The sequence below is a fragment of the Solidesulfovibrio sp. genome, from assembly GCF_029978005.1.
Lineage (GTDB): Bacteria > Desulfobacterota > Desulfovibrionia > Desulfovibrionales > Desulfovibrionaceae > Solidesulfovibrio.
This window is the reverse complement of sequence record NZ_JARKOZ010000002.1, coordinates 40,345-59,534: the sequence shown is the minus strand read 5'-3', so window position 1 is coordinate 59,534 and position 19,190 is coordinate 40,345. Positions and strand designations below refer to the sequence as shown.

The 19,190-nt window shown below is 66.3% G+C and carries 15 protein-coding genes; 14 read left to right on the top strand and 1 reads right to left on the bottom strand.

Annotated features, from left to right (window positions below):
- The first annotated feature begins 342 nt into the window (after window positions 1-342).
- From Q1K70_RS00315 to Q1K70_RS00270, 10 genes are all read left to right on the top strand, one after another.
- On the top strand, window positions 343-2,523 hold the full coding sequence (locus tag Q1K70_RS00315) for a glutamine synthetase III (protein ID WP_300154141.1): 2,181 nt from the start codon (window positions 343-345) through the stop codon (window positions 2,521-2,523).
- A gap of 370 nt (window positions 2,524-2,893) precedes the next feature.
- A complete protein-coding gene (locus tag Q1K70_RS00310) occupies window positions 2,894-4,474 on the top strand; it encodes a PAS domain-containing sensor histidine kinase (RefSeq protein ID WP_300154138.1) in 1,581 nt (526 codons plus the stop codon).
- A 13-nt stretch (window positions 4,475-4,487) separates the two neighbouring features.
- The gene (locus tag Q1K70_RS00305; protein ID WP_300154136.1) at window positions 4,488-5,921 is read left to right on the top strand and encodes a sigma-54 dependent transcriptional regulator; all 1,434 of its coding nucleotides are present in this window, start codon (window positions 4,488-4,490) and stop codon (window positions 5,919-5,921) included.
- Window positions 5,922-6,151: 230 nt separating this feature from the next.
- The gene (locus tag Q1K70_RS00300; RefSeq protein ID WP_300154133.1) at window positions 6,152-7,393 is read left to right on the top strand and encodes an FAD/NAD(P)-binding oxidoreductase; all 1,242 of its coding nucleotides are present in this window, start codon (window positions 6,152-6,154) and stop codon (window positions 7,391-7,393) included.
- Window positions 7,394-7,406: 13 nt separating this feature from the next.
- A complete protein-coding gene (locus Q1K70_RS00295) occupies window positions 7,407-8,054 on the top strand; it encodes a DUF1641 domain-containing protein (RefSeq protein WP_300154130.1) in 648 nt (215 codons plus the stop codon).
- Window positions 8,055-8,083: 29 nt separating this feature from the next.
- On the top strand, window positions 8,084-8,440 hold the full coding sequence (locus tag Q1K70_RS00290; protein ID WP_300154127.1) for a response regulator: 357 nt from the start codon (window positions 8,084-8,086) through the stop codon (window positions 8,438-8,440).
- Window positions 8,441-8,649: 209 nt separating this feature from the next.
- On the top strand, window positions 8,650-10,632 hold the full coding sequence (locus Q1K70_RS00285; RefSeq protein ID WP_300154124.1) for a response regulator: 1,983 nt from the start codon (window positions 8,650-8,652) through the stop codon (window positions 10,630-10,632).
- Entirely contained in the window at window positions 10,629-12,983 is a 2,355-nt protein-coding gene (locus Q1K70_RS00280) for an ATP-binding protein (protein ID WP_300154121.1), read from the top strand. The genes Q1K70_RS00285 and Q1K70_RS00280 overlap by 4 nt, the downstream gene beginning before the upstream one ends.
- Window positions 12,984-12,986: 3 nt before the next feature.
- The gene (locus Q1K70_RS00275) at window positions 12,987-13,352 is read left to right on the top strand and encodes a DsrE family protein (RefSeq protein ID WP_300154119.1); all 366 of its coding nucleotides are present in this window, start codon (window positions 12,987-12,989) and stop codon (window positions 13,350-13,352) included.
- A gap of 12 nt (window positions 13,353-13,364) precedes the next feature.
- A complete protein-coding gene (locus tag Q1K70_RS00270) occupies window positions 13,365-14,105 on the top strand; it encodes an N-acyl homoserine lactonase family protein (protein ID WP_300154116.1) in 741 nt (246 codons plus the stop codon).
- Between the two features lie 86 nt (window positions 14,106-14,191).
- Here Q1K70_RS00270 and Q1K70_RS00265 read toward each other — a convergent pair whose 3' ends face one another.
- Window positions 14,192-15,193 (bottom strand): aldo/keto reductase, encoded by a 1,002-nt coding sequence (locus Q1K70_RS00265; protein WP_300154113.1) that lies wholly within the window; start codon window positions 15,191-15,193, stop codon window positions 14,192-14,194.
- Window positions 15,194-15,806: 613 nt separating this feature from the next.
- Between Q1K70_RS00265 and Q1K70_RS00260 the strand changes: the two genes are divergently transcribed.
- The 4 genes from Q1K70_RS00260 to Q1K70_RS00245 all read left to right on the top strand — a co-directional run bounded on the left by Q1K70_RS00260 (window position 15,807) and on the right by Q1K70_RS00245 (window position 19,030).
- The gene (locus Q1K70_RS00260; RefSeq protein ID WP_300154110.1) at window positions 15,807-16,421 is read left to right on the top strand and encodes a Fe-only nitrogenase accessory AnfO family protein; all 615 of its coding nucleotides are present in this window, start codon (window positions 15,807-15,809) and stop codon (window positions 16,419-16,421) included.
- A 27-nt stretch (window positions 16,422-16,448) separates the two neighbouring features.
- A complete protein-coding gene (locus Q1K70_RS00255; protein WP_300154108.1) occupies window positions 16,449-17,426 on the top strand; it encodes an ABC transporter substrate-binding protein in 978 nt (325 codons plus the stop codon).
- Between the two features lie 65 nt (window positions 17,427-17,491).
- Window positions 17,492-18,271 carry an ATP-binding cassette domain-containing protein gene (locus Q1K70_RS00250; protein ID WP_300154105.1) on the top strand — a complete coding sequence of 260 codons (780 nt, stop codon included), beginning with the start codon at window positions 17,492-17,494 and terminating at the stop codon, window positions 18,269-18,271.
- A gap of 18 nt (window positions 18,272-18,289) precedes the next feature.
- Complete coding sequence (locus Q1K70_RS00245) at window positions 18,290-19,030, top strand: ABC transporter permease (protein ID WP_300154103.1); 741 nt, start codon at window positions 18,290-18,292, stop codon at window positions 19,028-19,030.
- The last annotated feature ends 160 nt before the right edge of the window (window positions 19,031-19,190 follow it).

Here is a 19,190-nt window from a genome sequence, read left to right as displayed (position 1 = left end):
CGCCACCGCGACGGGCCGGTTTCTGGGCTTTCCCCCGTGTCCGGCCGCCCGGGAGGGCTCGGGGGGCGCATTGGCTATGGACGTGTCGTGGATTTTACATTATTGAGACTTCGCCGGTGGCCGTGGAGAGAGTTCGGCCGCACGGCATGAGAGATGGGGAATTTTTTTCCGCCGACCGTGCAAGGACATGCGTCAGGGTCCGAAGCGGACGGCGTGGGGACCCGCGTCGCCGGATCGCCATATGCGGCGCTCCCCGGCCAAGAACCGGCGGAGGCCCGCGGCGCGAGGCGGGGCACAGGCCCCTCGACGTGTAACCTGTTCAACACAATGCAAGAGGACCCTATGAGCGGAATCAAGGCTCGGCTGGACGCGATCTCGGCCATCATCAATTACAAGCCGGCGCATGCCCCCCTGAACTTCAGCGAGACCAAACCCACCGAGGTCTTCGGCTGCAATGTCTTCAACGACAAGGTCATGCGCGAGCGCCTGCCCAAGGACGTCTACAAGTCGCTGAAAAAGACCATGGAGCTCGGCCAGAAGCTCGATCCGTCCATCGCCGACACCGTGGCCAACGCCATGAAGGACTGGGCCATCGAACGCGGGGCCACCCACTTCACCCACGTGTTCTACCCCCTGACGGGCCTGACCGCCGAAAAGCACGACGCCTTCCTGGTGCCCGACGGCAAGGGCGGGGCCGTGGCCGAGTTCTCCGGCAAGATGCTGATCCAGGGCGAGCCCGACGCCTCGTCCTTCCCCTCGGGCGGCCTGCGCACCACCTTCGAAGCCCGCGGCTACACCGCCTGGGACGTGACCAGCCCGGCCTACATTCTGGAGAACCCCAACGGCACGTTCCTGTGCATCCCCACGGCCTTCGTGTCCTGGACCGGCGAGGCCCTGGACAAGAAAACGCCGCTTCTGCGCTCCAACCAGGCGCTCAACAAGCAGGCCCAGCGCATCCTCAAGCTCTTCGGCGTGCACACCAAGCTCCCGGTCGTGTCCTTCGCCGGCCCCGAGCAGGAATATTTCCTCATCGACCGCAACTTCGTGTTCTCCCGCCCCGACCTGCTCATCGCCGGCCGCACCCTGTTCGGCGCCAAGTCCGCCAAGGGCCAGGAGTTCGAGGACCAGTACTTCGGCGTCATTCCCCGCCGCGTCCTGGCCTTCATGATGGAAGTCGAGCGCGAGCTCTACAAGCTCGGCGTCCCGGTCAAGACCCGCCACAACGAAGTGGCCCCCAGCCAGTTCGAGATCGCCCCGATCTTCGAGGCCGGCAACCTGGCCACCGACCACAACCAGATGGTCATGACCGTGCTTCGCGCCGTGGCCAAGCGCTACGGCCTGATCTGCCTGCTGCACGAGAAGCCCTTCGCCGGCATCAACGGCTCGGGCAAGCACCTCAACTACTCCATCGGCAACGCCGAGCTGGGCAGCCTCTACGATCCGGGCGACACCCCCCACGAGAACGCCCAGTTCCTGGTCTTCTGCGCCGCCGCCATCCGCGCCGTGCACAAGTTCGGGGCGCTCATGCGCGCCACCGTGGCCACGCCCTCCAACGACCACCGCCTGGGCGCCAACGAGGCCCCGCCGGCCATCATGTCCGTGTACCTCGGCGAGCAGCTCACCGACGTCTTCGAGCAGATCAAGAAGGGCAAGATCGAAGGCTCCAAGCAGAAGGGCATCATGAACATCGGTGTCGACACCCTGCCGCCGCTGCCCATGGATCCGGGCGACCGCAACCGCACCAGCCCCTTCGCCTTCACCGGCAACCGCTTCGAGTTCCGCGCCGTGGGCTCCTGCCAGTCCATCGCCGGTTCCCAGGTGGCGCTCAACACCATGATGGCCGAGTCCCTGGACTACATCGCCACCAAGCTCGAGGCCGCCACCTCCGGCGACGCCGGCAAGCTCAACGCCGCCGTCCAGGCCGTGATCCAGGAGATCATCAAGGCGCACGACGCCGTGGTCTTCAACGGCGACGGCTACTCCGAGGAATGGCACGTCGAGGCCGAAAAGCGCGGCCTGCCCAACCTCAAGACCACGCCCGACGCCCTGCCGGTACTGACCAGCCCCGAGGTGGTCAAGCTCTTCACCACCTACGGCGTCTTCAGCGAGGCCGAGCTCAAGTCCCGCGAGGAGATCTACCTCGAGCAGTACATCAAGACCATCCAGACCGAGGCCGCCCTGGTCGTGCGCATGGCCAAGACCATCATCTTCCCGGCCGCCATGCGGTACCAGGGCGAGCTGGCCAAGACCTGCGCCGACCTCAAGGCCATCGGCCACGACTTCAAGATGACCACCCTGGAGTGCGTCACCGCCAAGCTGCGCGACCTGCAGGTCAAGGTGGCCGACCTCGAGAAGATCCTCGAGCACAGCGCCGACGGCTCCCTGGCCGAGGCCAAGCACATGTGCTGCACCGTGCTGCCGGCCATGGGCGAAGTGCGCGCCGTGGCCGACGCCCTGGAATCCGTGGTGGCCGACGACCTGTGGTCCCTGCCGAGCTACCAGGAGATGCTGTTCATCCGCTAATCGCACCCAACCGCGCCGCCCCGGGTCCATCCCGGGGCGCCGCGACGCAAGCGCCGCCCCGGTTGCCGCCGGGCGGCGCTTTTTTCGTGGCCCCGGACGGGACGGCAAGCGGGAAGCGTGGCCGCGGGGCGTTGCCCAGACGCAGGATCCGCGCCGGGGAAGGAACGGACCTGCCCCGCGCAACGGCAGGGGGATGTTGACGGAAGGCCGGAGAAAGGAAGAAGATCGCTTGGAAAGGGGCCGCCCGAGCGCCCTTGCCAAGGGAAAAGGAGTGGGGTAACGGAGTAATTTCATACTGCCGAAGAAGGTTTTGTCGGCGCTCCCTGGGCAGGGGACGCGGGGCGCGGCGAACCGGGTTTGGAGACGTCTCATGCAGCAAGCTTGCCAGCCGCTCGCCCCCTATTTCCCCGACGCCCTGGCCGCCGCCTACGCGGCGTTGCCGCTCGGCGTCATCCTCGGCGACGGGGCGGGGGACATCGTCCACGTCAATTCCGCCTTCCACGCCATCACCGAAATCACCGCCCGCGACCTGGAGTTCATGGCCTTCGACGACGTGCTGTCGGTCTTTTGCCTGGGCTTTTGCGCCACGAGCCTGGACATCGGCTGTCCGCACGGCCGCTGGCTCAACGTCGAGCGCGCCGTGGCCCGGGCCGACGGCGGCAACGGCTGGGTGCGCATCCACCTGTCGGAAGTCGAGGTGGAGGGCCGCAGGCTGCGTCAGCTCCTCGTCGAGGACGTGACCAAGTACCGCGACTGCATCGACGCGCTGCTCAACCGCAAGAAGAAATACCAGTCCATCCTGGACAAGCGGCCGGACCCCATCTGCTGCTTTTTGCCGGACTTCTCCATCACCTACGCCAACGTTTCGTGCTGCCGCTGCTTCGGCCGGGGCCGCAACGAGTGCCAGGGCGAGAATATGTCGCTGCTTTTGCCGCCCGCCGTGCGCGACGACTTCCACCGCGCCGTGGCCGCCATCACGCCCGAGCAGCCCGTGGCCGAGTTCGAGCAGCGCCTGGACGACGCCGGCGGCATGGGGGCGCTGGAGGGCCGGCCCATGTGGGTGCGCTGGGTCATTCAGGGATTCTTCTACAAGACCGGCCACGTGCGCGAGTACCAGGCCGCCGGCGCGGACATCTCGGACCAGAAGATGGCCGAGAGCCGGGTCATGCATGCCGACAGGCTGCTCTCTCTGGGGGGCCTCGTCTCGGAAGTCGCCCACGAGATCAACAACCCCAACAATTTCATCATGCTAAATGCCCCGCTGCTCATGGACATCTGGTGGCGGCTGGCCCCGGTGCTGGAGCGGCTGCCCGAAGAGGCCGTGGCCGAGCACTTCCGCGAGAGCGGGCTCATCATGCCCGAGATCATCAACCACGGGCACCAGCTCATCCAGGGCATCGTGGAAGGGTCCACCCGCATCAGCGGCATCGTCAAGGAGCTCAAGCAGTACAGCCGCCAGGAAGTGGACGGCGGCTTCGAGCTGCTCGGCATCAACGAGGTGGTCCAGGCCGCCTCGGCGCTCATGCAGAAGAAGATCTCCAAGTCCACCAAGCGCTTTTCCATCCGTTACGGCTACAACCTGCCCCTGGTGCGCGGCCGGCGGCAGCGCCTGGAACAGGTGGTGGTCAACCTGCTCCAAAACGCCTGCCAGGCCCTGACCCACATCTCCCAGGGCATCGTCCTGGAGACGCGCCAGGACCCGGCCCGGGGCTGCGTGACCATCAGCGTCGCCGACGAGGGCGTGGGCATCGCCGCCGAGGCCCTGCCGCTGGTCACACAGCCTTTCTATTCCACCAAGGGCGTGGACGGCGGCACGGGGCTCGGGCTTTCCATCTCCCTGTCCGTGGCCCGGGAGCACGGCGGCAGGCTCGAGATCGAATCCGCGCCCGGGCGCGGCACACGGGCCGTGGTCTCGCTGCCCGTGGCCCTGGCCGGCCCGTCCCTGTCCTGACGGAGGCTGCCTCGTGACGCTCTCCTCGCGAAAGCCCCGCGCCCCCATCCTGCTCATCGACGACGAGGAGCAGGCGCTGACGAGCTACGCCCTCAACCTGCGCTTTTCCGGCCTCAACAACACCGTCTCCCTCAGCGACAGCCGCAAGGCCCCGGACCTGCTGGCCAGCCGCAAGTTCTCCCTGGTCATCCTCGACCTGTCCATGCCCCACCTCGGCGGCGAGCAGATCCTCGAACACATGCGCCGCCTGGGCCTGGACGTGCCGGCCATCGTCATCACCGGCCAAAACGACGTGGAAACCGCGGTGCGCTGCCTGCGCGGCGGCTCCTTCGACTACCTGGTCAAGCCCGTGGACCGCACGCGCCTGCTGGCCGCCGTGACGCAAGCCCTGGAAGGCCGCCCGCCCGGCCCGACGCCGGCTGCGCCGGCCGCGCCCGCCCCGGGCGGCGAGGGCGGGGCGCGCATCCTGACCCGCAATCCGGTCATGGCCCGCATCCGCGCCGATCTGGCCGCCGTGGCCGTGTCGCGCGAGCCGGCCCTGGTGGTCGGCGAGACGGGCGTGGGCAAGGAGCTGGCCGCCAGGGCCATCCACGAGGCCGGCCTGGCCGTGGGGCGCAAGGGGCCTTTCATCGGCTGCAACGTGGCCGGGCTCGACGACGTCATGCTCACGGACACGCTGTTCGGCCACCGCAAGGGGGCCTTCACCGGAGCCCAGACGGAGCGGGGCGGGCTCATGGAGGAGGCGGCCGGGGGCACGCTTTTCCTCGACGAGATCGGCGACCTGTCGCTGGCCTCCCAGCTCAAGCTCCTGCGCTGCCTCCAGGAGCGCGAGTTCTATCCCCTGGGCGCGGACGCGCCCCGGCCCATGGACTGCCGGGTGGTGGCCGCCACCAACCGGCCCGTGGCCGAACTCATGAACCCGGACGTCTTCCGGCGCGACCTCTTCTTTCGCCTGCGCACCCACCTGGTGGTCATCCCGCCCCTGCGCGAGCGCCTGGACGACCTGACGGTGCTGGCTCCGCATTTCCTGGCCGAGGCCGCGGCCGAGCAGGGCCGGCCCTGCCCGGACATCCCGGAGCGGTTCTACGAGGTCCTGGCCGGCCACGCCTTTCCCGGCAACGTGCGCGAGCTGCGCTCCCTGCTGCACCACGCCCTGACCATGCTGCCGCCGGGCGAGCCCACGCTCTCCCTCGAGCCGGTGCAGGCCTGGATCGGCTCCGTGGGCGTGGCCAGCTGCCCCTTGCCGGCCGCCCCCCTGGGCGAGCTGCCCACCCTGCGCCAGGCCGCCGCCAGGGTGACCGAAGGCATGATCGCCGAGGCGTTGCGCCGCACCGGCGGCAACCAGAGCAGGGCCGCGAAACTTTTGGGCATTTCCCGCCAGGCGCTCAGCAAGCGCTGCCGCAACATGCGCGACGTCAACCCCGGTTGCCCTGTCAACTCCGGTTGACGTTTTTGCAACACGCCTGAATCATTTGATTTCCAGTCAAATGGTTGCAGAAGAGGTGTAAACCCGGGTTGCGCCCCCGGCCGGCCGGCCAAGAGATTTCTTACCAAGACACTGAATTCACAATCGAAATAGCTTTGGTCCGGCCCTTGCTTTGACGACTCCCGAAATCGGACGCGGCCGCGTCCAACGCGCCCGCGGCGCGGACATCTTAGCGAGGAGTCGTGATCGTCATGAAGAAACTGCTGATTTTGGGTTCCGGCGCCGGCGGCGTCATGGTGGCCACCAAAATGGCCAAGGTGCTCAATCCGAGAGAATGGAAGATCACCGTCATCGACCGGTCCTGGCAGCACCACTACCAGGCCGGCTGGCTCTTCATCCCCTTCGGCATCTATTCCATCGAGGACTGCGTGAAGCCGCAGATGGACTTCATCCCGTCCGGCGTGGACTTCGTGCAGGACGAGATCGTGGCCATCGACCCGGCGGCCAAGAAGGTCACCTGCAAGAACGGCACGCACGACTACGACTGGGTCGTGGTCGGCACGGGCTGCCGCATCATGCCGGGCGAGATCGACGGCATGGAAGACGGCTGGCGCAAGGACATCTTCGACTTCTACACCCCGGACGGGGCCATGGCCCTGGCCAAAAAGCTCAAGCACTTCAACAAGGGCAAGCTCGTGCTCAACATCGCCGAGATGCCCATCAAGTGCCCGGTCGCCCCGCTCGAGTTCGTGTTCATGTCCGATTGGTTCTTCATGATCAACGACAGCCGCTGCAACATCGAGATCGAGCTGGTCACGCCCCTGACCGGCGCCTTCACCAAGCCCGTGGCCGCCGAGATCCTCGGCAAGCTGTGCGAGGAGAAGAACATCAAGATCACGCCGAACTTCGAGATCGGCAGCGTGGACGTCGAGCGCAAGGTCATCGAGTCCCACAAGGGCGAAGAGGTCGACTACGACCTGCTCGTGTCCATTCCGCCCAACTTCGGCTCCCAGGTCATCGAGGACTCGGGCATCGGCGACCCCATGTGCTACATGGACACCGACCACCATACGCTCAAGTCCAAGGTCTACGAGAACATGTACATCATCGGCGACGCCACCAACGTGCCCACCTCCAAGGCCGGCGCGGTGGCCCACTACCAGTCCGACGTGGTGGCCGAGAACCTGCACCGCGAGATCGAGGGCCTGGAAGCCCGGCCGGAATTCGACGGCCATTCCACCTGCTTCATCGTCACCGGCTACGAGAAGGCCACGCTCATCGACTTCAACTACAAGGTCGAGCCGCTGCCGGGCAAGTATCCCTTCCCGGGCCTGGGACCCCTGGATCTCCTGGGCGAGTCCTTCATGAACTACGCCGGCAAGATGATGTTCAAGTGGGTCTATTTCAACCTCATGCTCAAGGGCAAAGAACTGCCGCTTGAACCCCAGATGTTCATGGCCGGCAAGAAACGCATGGGCGTTTGCAGCCTGTAGGGGGTCCTGACGTATGAAAAACGAGGACCTTATCCTGGAAAAGCTCACCGCCATCGAGGCGGAGCTTGCCGAGATGCGGGTGAAGCGCCTGGAAATGAAGGAGCTCACCCACGACCTGAATCCGCTGATCAAGTCGGCTTTTCAGAACGTGCTGCGCGAGCTCGGCCAGGTGGACTACGGCTTCCAGCTTGAGGACGGCATCGTCCTGCTCAAGCGGTTCCTTCGCAACATGAAGAACATGGCCTACATGATGGACCAGATGGAGAACATGATCGAACTGGTCCACACCATGGAGCCGCTGCTCAAAACCGGCGTGCACAACGTCATCCGCTACCTGGGCACCCTGGAGCAGCGCGGGGTCTTCCGTACCTACGAGGCCATGCTCGAGATGCGGGCCAAGGTCTCCGCCCGCTACACGCCCGAGGACTTCGAGCAGATGAGCGACGCCTTCGTGGAGATGATCGGTCTGCTCAAAAAGATCGCCACGCCGGAATTCCTGGCCCTGATGGACAAGCTGACCGAGCTGCCGGCGGCCATGGAACTCGACAAGGCGCAACCCCTCGGCATCATGGGCCTGGTGTCGGCGCTGCGCGACCCGGATCTGCGCGAAGGGCTGGGTGTTGGCCTGCAAATGGCCAAATCCCTGAAGAAACTGAAGTAAAGAAAATGGGCGCTGCCCGCGAGGAACCTATGGCCAAGAAAATCCTTATCATCGACGACGACCCGGATGTCGTGTCCTACCTGAAGGACGTCTTCGACGCCGAGGGATTCACGACCTTCACCGCCGTCAACGGCGTGGAAGGCCTGGAAAAGGCGCAGGTCCACCGCCCGGACCTCATCACCCTGGACATGGACATGCCGGCGCGCGGCGGGACGCTTTTCTACGTCAAGCTGCGCCAGGAGCCGTCCCTGGCCGACATCCCGGTCATCGTCATCTCCGGCGTCGGCCCCCGGCCGCCGGCGATCGCCAAAAACGTGCCCGTGCTGTCCAAGCCCGTGGACCCCAAAAAGACCCTCAAGCTCGTGAGCGAAATGATCGGCGACTGAGCTTGCCAAGCCGAAAAACATGACGATGTTTTCCGGCGGGCGGCGATGCCCCCGGTTCCCCGGGAAACGCGGCCGCCGCGTTTCCCGGGGGAGAACCAAGACCTCGGTGCGCCCGGCGGCGCGGTCCGCGCGCCTTCCCCGGGCGAAGCCCCGGCCGCGGCGGGACGCCCTCACCCCCGCCGCGGCATTGGGGCACAAGGAGTGCGCCCATGTCCGAAGCCTCGACCACGCCGCTCATCGGCCTTCCCGACAAACGCGTGCTCATTGTGGACGACGAGGACGCCCTGCGCGAGGTTCTCGAACTGTCCCTGTCCGACCTCGGCTACGTCGTGGCCACGGCCGCCGACGGCCGCGACGCTCTGGAGCGCTTTTCCGACTTCAAGCCCGACATCGTGCTCACCGACATCAAGATGCCCGTCATGGACGGCGTCGAACTCCTGCGCCGGGTCAAGGCTCTCGACCCCGACGTCGAGGTCATCATGATCAGCGGGCACGGGGATATGGAACTGGCCATTCAAAGCCTCCAGTTCGAGGCCTTGGATTTCCTGACCAAGCCCGTGCGCGACGAACTGCTCGTCAACACCCTCAAGCGGGCCTGCGAGAAGATCGACATGCGCCGCCAGCTGCGCGAGCACACCCACAATCTGGAGCGCATCGTCAAGGAGAAGAGCGCCCGGCTGGTGGAGCTCGAGCGCCAGCTGGCCGTGGGCCAGGCCGTGGAGGGCCTGTCCACGGCCATGAAGGACCTGGCCGCTTCCTGCGACGAGGGGCCGGGCTACTTCAACGAGCTGCCTTGCTTCATCGCCATCCACAACCGGTACCTGGAGATCGTGGCCGTCAACCACTTGAGCCGCGAGCGCCTGGGCGACCTCGTCGGCCACAACTCCTGGGAGGCCTACGCCGGCCGCAGCGGCAGCGGCAACGCCTGCCCGGTCTGGAAGACCATCGAGACCGGCCGGCCCCAGCGCGGCCGGGAATCCCTGCGCGGCATCGACGGCCGGGAGATTCCGGTCATCGTCCACACCGCGCCCATCGTCAGCAAGGACGGCGCGGTGGAGCTCGTGCTCGAGCTTTCCGTGGACATCTCCGAGGTCAAGCGCCTCCAGGAAGAGCTGCGCGCCGCCCGGGAGAAGTTCCAGCGCCTGTTCGACGCCGTGCCGGCCACCATCGCCGTGGTGGACCGCGACTTTTGCCTCGTCGAGGCCAACCGCCGCTTCCGCCAGGACTTCGGCCCGGAGCGGGCCCACAAGTGCTTTTCGCTCTTCGCCCACGGCGACGCCCCCTGCCAGCGCTGCCCGGTGTCGCGCACCTTCGAGGACGGCGTCTCCCACGACGACGAGACCGTGGTCACCACGCGCAGCGGCGAGCAGCGCAACGTGCTCATCCAGACCGCGCCCATCCGCGACGAATCCGGGGAGATCGACCAGGTCATGGAGATCGCCACGGACATCACGCAGATCCGCCAGCTCCAGGACCACCTCGCCTCCCTCGGGCTCATGCTCGGGTCCATGTCCCACGGGGTGAAGGGGCTTCTCACCTCCCTCGACGGCGGGGTGTTCAAGGTGGACCTGGGGCTTTCGCGCGGGGACGACGCCAAGCTGCGCGAGGGCTGGAACATCGTGCGCGACAAGATCGCGCGCATCCGCAAGATGGTCATGGACATCCTCTATTACGCCAAAAGCCGCGAGACGCGCCGCGAAACCGTGGACGCGGCCGTGTTCGCCCGCGACCTGGCCGAGGCCGTGGAGCCCAAGGCCGCCTCGCGCGGCGTGGGCTTCGCCCTCTCCGTGGCCGACAGCGCCGGCGTGGCCGATCTCGACGAGTCGGCCATGCACTCGGCCCTGGTCAACTTCCTGGAAAACGCCGTGGACGCCTGCGCCGAGGCCGACCAGCAGGCCGGCGCGGCCCCGGGCGGGCGCAAGGTGACCCTTTCGGTCTACGGCGAGGCGGGTGATCTGGTCTTCGCCGTGGCCGACGACGGCATCGGCATGGACCAGGACACCCGGGAGAAGATGTTCACGCTCTTTTTCTCCTCCAAAGGCACGCGCGGCACGGGCCTGGGGCTTTTCATCTCCAACCAGATCGTGCGCCAGCACGGCGGGTCCATCGTGGTGGAAAGCGCCCCCGGCGCGGGCACGCGCATCCTGGTGCGCCTGCCCCGGGGCGAGCGGGCCTCGGAGGCGGCGGCGTGAACCGTTTCTGGCGCGCTCTTGCCTTCCTGCCGGCGGCGGCCTGGCGGCTGGCCCAGGGGCGGCTCACGTTCAAGCTTTCCATTCCCCTGTCCATCGTCCTGTTCGTGTGCATCCTGGTCTGGAGCTTCTACCACATCCGCCACCAGCAGGAATTCGCCCGCCAGAACCTCATCGTCAGCGCCGACCGGGTGGCCCACACCGTCAAGCTCGGCCTGCACTACGCCATGATGCTCAACTCCCGGGACGACATCCGGGCCATCGTGGAAAACTGCGGCACCCTGCCCGGCATCCGCGCCATCCGCATCTACAACAAGCAAAACGAGATCATGTTCTCCACCCGGGCCGGGGAGACGGGCAAGCGCGTGCCCCAGTCCGACCCCCTGTGCCAGGCCTGCCATTCGAGCCTGCCGCCGCTTTTAAATCCCAGCCTGCCCCGGCGGCTCTACGGCCGCAGCACCGACGCCGGCGCGGACGTCCTGCGCCTGGCCAGCCCCATTTTGAACGAACCGGGCTGCTCCGAACCCGCCGGCTGCCACTTCCACAAGGAGTCGGACAAGATCCTCGGGGTCCTGGACATCGCCTTTTCCAACGAGGACAGCCAGGCGCTCATCGGGGCCAGCATGTCCCAGACGCTGTGGCTGGCCGGCATCCTCTTCTTCCTGTCCGCCGGGGCGCTGTCGCTGCTCGTGGTCGTGCTCATCAAGCGGCCGGTCTCGCGCATGATCAAGGAGGCCGCCGCCCTGTCCCAGGGCGTGGAGCCGGTCGCGCCGCCCGTGTCCCAGCCCGACGAGCTCGGCATGCTGGCCGCGGCCATGCGCGACATGGGCCACGAACTCATCGCCAAAAACACCGAGCTCGGGGCGCAAAAGGACCTCTACCGCAACCTCTTCGAGGGCGTGCCCTGCCTGGTCACGGTCCAGGACAAGGACTACCGCCTGCTGCGCTTCAACAACGCCTTCGGCGAGCGCTTTTCCGCGGCCAAGGGCGAGTACTGCTACAAGGCCTACAAGAACCGGGACTGCAAGTGCGTGCCCTGTCCCGTGGAGACCACCTTCGAGACCGGCCAGAGCGTCTCCACCGAGGAGAGCGGCTGCTACAAGGACGGCAAGAAGGCCCACTGGATCGTGCACACCGCGCCCATCCGCGACGCCTCGGGCGAGATCGTGGCCGCCATGGAGATGTGTCTGGACATCACCGAGCGCAAGGAGCTGGAGCGATCGCTCAAGCGAAACGAGCGCAAATATATGGATATTTTCAATAATATCCCAAGCGCCGTGTTCATGCTCGACCTCGCCGACCCCAGCGAACTGACGGTCATGGACTGCAACCGGGGCGCGGTGGCCATGCACGGCTCGGACAAGCAGGCGCTCATCGGCAAGAGCTTCCTGGACTTTTTCCCCAACGAGGATCGGCTCTCCCTGTCCCAGGCCCTGGTCACGGGCGGCGGGGTCAACCAGGTGCGCCGGCGCGACGCCGAGGGCCGCGAACATTACCTCAGCATCAACGCCTCGCCTTCGGCCTTTTTCGACCGGCCGGTCCTTTTGGTCACGGCCATCGACGTCACCAAGCGCCTGGAGACCGAGCAGCAGCTCATCCAGGCCGGCAAGATGGCCACGCTCGGCGAGATGGCGACAGGCGTGGCCCACGAGCTCAACCAGCCCCTGTCGGTCATCCAGACCTCCGTCGACCTCCTGCGCCGGCGGGTGGACCGGGGCGAGCAGCCCGAGCCGGCCCTGCTGGCCCGGGCCACCTCCCTCATGGTGGCGCAGGTGGAGCGGGCCACGCGCATCATCAGCCACATGCGCGAGTTCGGCCGCAAGGCCCCGCTGCACGTGGAGCCGGTCAACGTCAACGAAGTGCTGACCAAGGCCTTCGACATCTTCGGCCAGCAGCTGTCCCTTCGCGGCATCGAGCTCGTCTGGGAGCTGGCCGAGCGGCTGCCGGACGTGCCCGGCGATCCCAACCGCCTGGAGCAGGTGTTCATCAACTTTCTGCTCAACGCCCGCGACGCCGTGGAGGAACGGGCCGAGCAGGCCGCCCAGGCCGGCGAGGGCGAGGAGGTCGTAAGGCGCATCACCGTGCGCACCATGGCCAACAAGGACTACGTGACCGTGCGCATCAGCGACACGGGCGGCGGCGTGCCGGCCTGCATCGCGGACCGGATCTTCGAGCCTTTCTTCACCACCAAGCAGGTGGGCAAGGGCACGGGCCTGGGGCTTTCCATCAGCTACGGCATCATCAAGGAGTACGGGGGCGAGATCCATGTCTCGAACAACGAAACCGGCGGCGCGAGCTTTTTCATCCGTCTGCCCGTGGCCGGCCATGCCGGCGCGCCGCGAGAGGGGAGGTAACCCGTGAGCAAGTATCTGTTCGTCCTGGCCAGGGGCCCTCAGGACCGCACCCCGGTGGGCCAGTGCCTGCGCCTGGCGAAACTCGCCGTGCACAAGGGGCACGAGGTCTGCCTGTACCTCACGGGCGAGGCCGTGGACCTCGTTTCGCGCAGCCAGCCCAAATGCGCCTTCGGCACGCCTTCGCGGCCGGCCGACGACCCGTGTCGGCTGTTCGCCTCCCTGCGCGGCTCCCGGGCCCGCATCATGCTCGACAAGCGCAGCGCCCGGGAGCGTTTGGCCCACATGCCCGCCCTGCCGGGCGACCTTTCGGTCCTAAGCGACGCGGCCATGCTGGACATGGCCGAAACGTCCAAGGTCTTCTCGTTTTAAGGAGCGTACGCCATGCCTTTCACCATCACCCCCATGCTCGTGGGGGTCCGCAACGTCGATCAGGGAATCATGACCTACCAGCGCGGCTACGGGAAGCGCATCTGGCTGCCCATGTGGTCGTTTCTCCTGCGCGAGACCGCGTCCGAGGGGCGCATCGTGCTCGTGGACACGGGACTCGAGGACTTCGTGGCCCCGCCGGAATTCGTCGCGGATACCGGTCTCGACGCCCAGCTCATGGAGGACGCCCTGGCCGGGCAGGGCGTCGCGCCGCAGTCCGTCTGGGGGGTGGTCAACACCCATCTGCACGACGACCACTGCGGCAACAACCTCTTGTTCCCCCAGGCGAAGTTCTTCGTGCAACGCGCCGAGATCGAGGCCTGCCGCCATCCGCATCCCCTGGATTACCGCTACGACGACGCCTACATCGAGGGCCTGGACCTCGTGCCGCTGGACGGCGACGCCGAGATCCTGCCCGGGCTTTCGGTCATGGCCACGCCCGGCCACACCCCCGGGACCCAGACGGTCCTGGTGGACACCCCGGACGGCAAGGCGGTCATCACGGGCATGTGCTCCAACCAGGAGAACTTCCCCGATTCCGGGCCGGCGGTCTGCCCGGGCGTGCACTGCGACGCCTTCGCCGCCTACGACACGGCCCAGCGCCTGAGCGCCCTGCGCCGCCAGGGGGCGATGCTGCTTCCCCTGCACGACCTCGGCGTGGCCCGCCTCTGTCGGGCCAAGGACCACGCGGCCTGACCGTCCGGCCCAGCGCCTAAAAACGCCGCCCCGGCAACCTGTTGCCGGGGCGGCGTTTTCGTTTTGGAGGGGAGGCGACGCGCTCCCTATCTGTTGCGCGTCTTGTACCGGGGATCGATGACCTCTTCGAGCCTGTCCGTGGCCGTTGCCGGCTGGATGGAAAGGCGGGCGACGGACTCGAGGACCTCCGGGGCGAGCTGCAGGTCGGCTGCGGCCAGGGAGGGCTTGAGCTGCTCGACGTTTCGCGCTCCGATGATGGGCGCGGTGACGCCGGGATGGGAGGCCACCCAGCGCACGGCCAGACTCACGGGGTGCAGGCCGTTTTGCGCGGCGAAGGCGACGAAGCGCTCGGCCACGGCGTAGTAGGCCGGGTCGCCGTAGCGGGTGCCGTACATCTTGTTTTCGACGATGCGCCCCTGCGCCGGGGCGTCCTTGGCCGAGTACTTGCCGGTCAAAAGTCCCGCCGCCAGGGGATTGTAGGGGATCACCCCCAATCCCTCGGATTGGGCCAGGGGCAGGATTTCGACCTCGGCCTGGCGCTTGACCAGGTTGTACATGGGCTCCAGGCATTCGAACCGGGCGAGCCCCTTGGCCTCGGAAATGCCGAGGGCCTTGGCGACCTGCCAGGCGGCCCAGTTGCTCGCCCCGATGGCGAGGACCTTTCCCTGGCGCACCAGGTCGTCCAGGGCGCGAAGCGTCTCCTCGATGGGCGTGAGCGGATCGAAATGGTGGATGAAGTACAGGTCGATCCTGTCCGTGCCCAGGCGCGCGAGGCTTTTTTCCACCTGCTGCATGATGTGCCGGCGGGACGCGCCCACGGCGTTGACGTCGCTGCCGGCCTTTTGCGCCACCTTGGTGGTGACGACCAGTTCGTCGCGGCAGTCCTTCATGAGCCGGCCGAGAATGGTCTCGGCCGCCCCGTCGCTGTAGACGTTGGCGCAGTCGAAGAAGTTGATCCCGGCCTCGCGGCAGAGGTGGAACAGGCGCGCGGATTCGGCCTCGTCCGCCTCCTTGCCGAAGGTCATGGTGCCGAAGCACAGTTCCGAAACCTTGACGCCTGTCCTGCCGAGCAGCTTGTAACGCATCATGAAACTCCTTTGCGGGTGGTCATGTCGCCGCAAGGAGAAGACTCCACTGCGGCGCGCCGGTCAAGGGGCGCGCTCCTTGTGGCAGCGGCCTCGGCCAGGGGAGGATGCATTTCCACCCGAGCGGCCCGGATGTCGATTGCGCCTTGGGCCTCGAAACGCCGGCCGTCCCGGCCGGCCATGCCCGGCAAGGATGTTGCGGCAAGGAGGGCAGGGCCAAGGAAAACGCCAGGCCATCCGGGAGGCCCGGGAAGCGATACGGATGGGCACCCGGAAAAATACTCCAGGAGCAAGGCCGTTGCAGCGTTGCTGGGGATGGAGTGGCATCGGATTTGGCGACACGATTTTAATAGTATTCGAGACTGAAGTTGTTTGGACGGAATTATCGACTTGAAAGAGACACTTTTGTGCAGTTGTTATGGTTTTTGGAACATAATCGTAGGCATCTTTTTATGGAAATTGGTGATCGAAATTGTCTAATATTACATGATGCTTTGTTTATTTTTCATGGCACGTGAATTGCCTAGCAGTTCGGTACGCAACCGCGTTTGCGCCGGACATTGGGTGACGACAGACACTTTTCGGCATCGAACCATGCCGCGAGAAGGGAAAGAGCATGATGGAAATCGCCGTACACATGGGCCAGGACGGGAAGGCCGGGGATGTCACGGAGCCGGGCCGCGTCGTGGTTTACCGTTTCGAGGGGCAGGTCTGGAATCCGTCACGGGAGATCGCCCTGCTCGTCAACCTGGAACGGGGCCTGGTCGCCATACGCCGCAATGCGGCGGAAGTGCGGCTGTTTCTTGGCAGGTGCACCATCTTCCTGTCCGGAAAGCTTCCCTCCGTCTTCGCGCGCGCGTTGCAGAACAAGGGCGTCAATCTCTGGGAATACGAGACCGAGCCCGAACTGCTGCTGGACTATGTCTGGGAGCAGGTCGAGCTGGAAAAAGATCTCGTCGAGCAGCGAAACCGCATCTGGCCCGCGCCCAAGGACATGGGCGACGGACATTACACCGTCTCGCTCCTGGGCAGCCAGGCCAAGACCAGCGGGCTGACCTCCAAGCAGGTCCTGGAATCGTTTCTGGAAACCACTCCCTTCAAGAGCCTGGAGGTCTACTGCAGCCACATGCCGCCCTGGATGGAGGCACGCTGCCGTAGCGGCAGGCTCACGTGCAGCCAGGAGTGGGTCAATGCCGACGAGTTGCGCCTTGTCTTTCGTCCTGCCTCTTAACATGCTATGATAACAAGGAGTTTTTGCATGCTTTGTCGTTTGCGCACGCGTTTTCCCCTGCCGGCGTTTTGCCTGGCGTTGCTTTTCGCCTTCACCGCCGCGACGGCCTTCGCCCAGGCCGACAAGGTGACCATCGGCTACAGCAAGCTCATCATCAGCCTGCCGGTCTTCGTCGCGGCCGACCAGGGGCTTTTCGCCCAAAACGGCCTGGACGCGACCCTGGAGGAATTCGAGACCGCCCAGCCCCTCATGGACGCCCTGGTCTCGGGCAAGATCGACGTGGCCGGCTACACCGCCTACGCCATCACCATGAACGCCTCGCTGCGGGCGAAAAAGGACCTCTATTACCTGACGAGTCTGGTGGAAGACGCCAAGCACCCCATCAGCAAGCTGCTGGTCAAGAAGGACTCGCCCGTAGGGAGCATCGCGGAGCTCAAGGGCAAGCGCGTCGGCATCCTGCCCACCATCGCCTACAAGCTCTGGATGGAGGCCATCCTGGCCGAAAACGGCGTCGATCCGGCGGACGTGACCCTGCAGAACGTGGCCCCGCCCCTGTCGGCCTCGGCCCTGGAGTCGGGAACCGTGGACGCGCTTTTCACCAACGACCCGGCCGCCGCCGCCGTGCTCAAGTCGGGCCTTGGCAGGGAGCTCGTGACCGGCGCGGTGGTGCCCGAGTTCCTCGGCTCGCCCTTTCCCTTCGCCAGCTTCAACATCGCCAAGGCCTACGCCGACGCCCATCCGGCCGTGGTGGCCAAGATCGTCAAATCCCTGGACGAGGCCATCGCGCGCATCGACGCCGATCCGGCCAAGGCCAAGCGGTCCATGGAAAAGTTCGTCAAGGACACGGAAAAACCCTTCGTGCCCTTCTATTCCGACCCGTTCTACCTCCCGAGCGCCCAATTCTCCGGGGCCGATCTCGAGGCGGTCATGGAGCGCTATCTCGCCCTCAAGATGATCCCGGCCAAGTTGGAACTCAAGGACATGGCCCTGTCGGCCAAGAAATAGGGCCGGCCGCGCTTGCGCGCACGGGAGGCGGCCCGCGTCGCCTCCCGGCCCGAAGGACCGAAGTCATGGATACGGGATGCGCCATGGAAGCCCTTGCCCCAAAGCCCTTTTCCCCGCCGTCCGGGGATGCGCCGCCGGCCATCGATATCCGGCATGTGTTCCGGCGCAATCCCGGGCGCAGGGGAAAGGCCGACGCGGTGTTCGAGGATTTCAGCCTGCGGGTGGGGCAGGGCGAGGTGGTGGGGCTTTTCGGCCCCAACGGCAGCGGCAAGACCACGCTGCTCAACATGGTGGCCGGCCTGTTGCGCCCGGACGCCGGCGAGATCGTGCACGCCGCGCCGCAGCGGCGCGTGGCTTATGTGTTTCAGGACTACAAGAACAGCTTGTTTCCCTGGTTTTCCGTCGAGACCAACATCCTTTTTCCCCTGGCCGCCGCCGGAATGCCCGTGAAAATGCGGCGGGAACGGCTTACGCGCCTGCGCCGGACCGTGGACATCCCCTTTGGCCTGGACAAATACCCCTACCAGCTCAGCGGCGGGCAGCAGCAGTATGTTTCCGTCCTGCGCGGTCTGATCGGCGATCCGTCGGTGCTGCTCCTGGACGAGCCGTTTTCCGCCCTGGATCAGGCCAGCACGGCCTGGCTGCGCGAGGTGCTGCGGCGGGCGTTCGCCGCCTGCCGGGTTTCGGCGCTCATGGTTTCCCACGATCTGGCCCATTTCAGCGATCTGGCCGCCCGGGTCTGCGTGCTGTCCGGCAGGCCGGCCAGGGTGGCGCGGGAGATCCTCGCGCCGCGGCGCGGGCGCAAGCGCCGCGAAGACTGCCCCTACGCGGGGATCGCGCAGTAACGGCGCGCCGGTTTGCCTATGCGTCACGTGCGTCCGCTTTGCCTGCTGCTGGTTCTCGTCGTGCTCTGGCAGGCCGTCGCCCTCCTGGGGCTGGTCAATCCCATGTTCCTGCCGTCGCCCGCCGAGGTGTGGGACAAGGCGCGGCATCTTTCGCGGGAAGGCCGTTTTCTCGGGGATGTGGCCGCCACCTTGTGGCGGGCCCTGGCCGGTTTCGGTCTGGCCTTCTGTCTCGGTGCGCCGGGCGGGCTTGTCGTCGGGGCCAGCGAAAAACTCTTCGCCTGTTTCGAGCTGCCCATCGATTATTTCCGGTCCATTCCGCCGGTCGTCGCCTTTCCCCTGGCCCTGCTGCTGTTCGGCATCGGCGAGGCGTCGCGCATCGCCGTGGTGGCCTTCGGCTGCCTGCCCATCCTGCTCGTCACCGTGGCCGCCGGGGTGCGTTCTGGGCCGCGCCTGCGCCGCGACGTGGCCCGGTGCATGGGCGCGGGCAGGCTGCGGCTTTTCTGGAGCGTCATCGTGCCGGGCGCTCTGCCGAGCATCTTCGTCGGCACGCGGGTGGCCCTGTCCATGGCCGTCATCATCGCCGTGGTCACGGAGATGCTCGTAGGCGCGCGCTTCGGTCTCGGGGGCCGCGTCACCGCCGCGCAGATCGCTTACGACACGCCCGAACTCTATTGCGACATCATCGTCGTCGGCCTGGCCGGACTGGCCATCAACAAGCTTTGCGCGGCGCTGCAGGCCAGGGTCGTGCATTGGGAATAGGCGTCGCGCCACGAACGCCGGACGCCGAACGGACGGCGGGAAGAGGCTTTCTTCCCGATGCGCACGCCCTCGCGGCGGCAGTCTTGAAATGTGTATCGCGTACGACGGGGCATCGCATCTTATGCTTAGGAATGAATTCGCGTTGAAAGGGTCGCACGCG

Coding starts and splice junctions, on each gene's coding strand:
- Q1K70_RS00315 (WP_300154141.1), top strand. CDS start 343: ATGAGCGGAATCAAGGCTCGGCTGGACGCGATCTCGGCCATCATCAAT.
- Q1K70_RS00295 (WP_300154130.1), top strand. CDS start 7,407: ATGAAAAACGAGGACCTTATCCTGGAAAAGCTCACCGCCATCGAGGCG.
- Q1K70_RS00285 (WP_300154124.1), top strand. CDS start 8,650: ATGTCCGAAGCCTCGACCACGCCGCTCATCGGCCTTCCCGACAAACGC.
- Q1K70_RS00245 (WP_300154103.1), top strand. CDS start 18,290: ATGCGTCACGTGCGTCCGCTTTGCCTGCTGCTGGTTCTCGTCGTGCTC.
- Q1K70_RS00300 (WP_300154133.1), top strand. CDS start 6,152: ATGAAGAAACTGCTGATTTTGGGTTCCGGCGCCGGCGGCGTCATGGTG.
- Q1K70_RS00270 (WP_300154116.1), top strand. CDS start 13,365: ATGCCTTTCACCATCACCCCCATGCTCGTGGGGGTCCGCAACGTCGAT.
- Q1K70_RS00290 (WP_300154127.1), top strand. CDS start 8,084: ATGGCCAAGAAAATCCTTATCATCGACGACGACCCGGATGTCGTGTCC.
- Q1K70_RS00250 (WP_300154105.1), top strand. CDS start 17,492: ATGGATACGGGATGCGCCATGGAAGCCCTTGCCCCAAAGCCCTTTTCC.
- Q1K70_RS00265 (WP_300154113.1), bottom strand. CDS start 15,193: ATGATGCGTTACAAGCTGCTCGGCAGGACAGGCGTCAAGGTTTCGGAA.
- Q1K70_RS00310 (WP_300154138.1), top strand. CDS start 2,894: ATGCAGCAAGCTTGCCAGCCGCTCGCCCCCTATTTCCCCGACGCCCTG.
- Q1K70_RS00260 (WP_300154110.1), top strand. CDS start 15,807: ATGATGGAAATCGCCGTACACATGGGCCAGGACGGGAAGGCCGGGGAT.
- Q1K70_RS00255 (WP_300154108.1), top strand. CDS start 16,449: ATGCTTTGTCGTTTGCGCACGCGTTTTCCCCTGCCGGCGTTTTGCCTG.